This is a genomic window from Paenibacillus sp. J22P15 (assembly GCF_056269345.1).
In genome coordinates this window covers 1-1,628 of sequence record NZ_JBWDNT010000044.1, presented here as the reverse complement: position 1 = coordinate 1,628, position 1,628 = coordinate 1, and the positions used below count along the sequence as shown (strand labels likewise).

1 protein-coding gene is annotated in these 1,628 nt (G+C 38.7%); it reads right to left on the bottom strand.

Translation table 11 applies throughout. The features are described from left to right. Positions 1-85: 85 nt before the first annotated feature. The gene (locus AC0YN6_RS30415) at positions 86-1,375 is read right to left on the bottom strand and encodes an S-layer homology domain-containing protein (protein ID WP_475751988.1); all 1,290 of its coding nucleotides are present in this window, start codon (positions 1,373-1,375) and stop codon (positions 86-88) included. Between the last annotated feature and the right edge of the window lie 253 nt (positions 1,376-1,628).

Below are 1,628 nucleotides of genomic sequence, written 5' to 3'. Positions count from 1 at the left end.
AATGTTCAGTGAGTTTCAAACTTTCACTGAACATTTACAAAAAAGAGCCAAGACCGGAGTCCTGACTCTTTGATGTTCTCGATAATTAAAATACAGTTACAGAACTTCCATCTGTTGTTGTTTCAGTAGTGATAGAATTCAGACCAACAACGTTTTTCACGTTGATCTGGAACGTCATCGGAGCTGTAGGATCCGAAGGATCGATCACATAAGTCGCAATGTTTTTCCAAGTGTGATTTGGTTGTTCTGTGGAAGTAAAGCTTACTGGATTACCACCATTGATCTTGAAATTGCTAAGTTTAGATACTTCTTGATTTGTTGTAAAAGTCAGGGTGATAGTATCACCAACTGTTGCCTTTGATGGGTCTATATTGTTCGATACTATAATGACATTGCTGATTACTGGAGCGGCTAGTACTGTTACAGAACTACCATCTTTGGTAGTCTCTGTTGTTACGGAATAAAGTCCTGCTTTATTTTTTACGTTAATTTGGAAGTTTACTTTGCCTTCTGGATCAGAACTCTCGATTATATAAGTTGCAGTATTTGTCCAGTTTTTTTCTGAGCCTTCGGAAGTAAATGTAGCTGGGTTGCTTCCATTGATTTTGAAATTACCCAGTTTTGTAACCTGTTCCGTTGTTTTGAATGTTAATGTTACACTATCTCCAGCTTTTGCTAACGAAGGGTTAGAGTTGCTAGATTTAATGCTCACGTTGCTAACAGCAGGTGCTGTTTGATTTTCCTTATCTACAACATCAAATGCTTTTAGCAGGTTTGCGGCCATTGCTGCTCCCATTTCGCGGTTAGCATTGCTTTGGGGGCTAAAAGTTCCATTTGGAAAGCCGTGAACCAAGTCATACTTTTGAGCTAATCCTATGTAAGGCTTTGCCCATTTAGAAATCTTGTCTGCATCCTTAAAAGTAAGGGTAGCATCTTTTTCATCAAGATTCCCCTTTGTTTGGAGCGACATAACCAAGATTTTAGCAGACATTTCTCTTGTAACAGAAGCATTTGGATCAAACTTGTCTTTGCTGACACCATTTACGATACCTGCCTGATAAGCGGCTTCCACATAAGGAAGCGCCCAACCATTAACATCTTTAAATGAAGAAGTTGTTGCTTCTGCTTTAAGATCCAATGACTTTACCATGATCGTTACGAATTGAGCGCGAGTCAAGGTACCTTTCGGGTTGAAATGTCCCTTCGTATCTACTCCATTGACGATGCCCTTTTCATGCAAAGTTTGTATAGCTTCTTTCGCATATGAACTATCAATGTCGATAAACGAGTTCGGTTTTGTCTCGGCAAAAGCTGCCGATACCGCTGATACCGATATTAGAGCTACTAGTACTGCACTTGCAATAATCTTTTTCATTACTTTCTCTTCCCCTTACCTAAAATAAATTAGAATGCTAAAACATTTTCGACGACGTTTACCATTATGTTCTTTTTCTAATTCACATTGCAAAGGTAAGTATTGGGTATCGCTTTTAGCTTTTCATCTATTTTCCACATAGTGAAAGAAGGGAATGTCAAGAATCTGTACCGCTAACCGAAATAGGCCCAGAATATGTTTCGGTGGCCTATGATTAATCTAGCGGGTAAAATAGCTGAACAAATGTCTTATT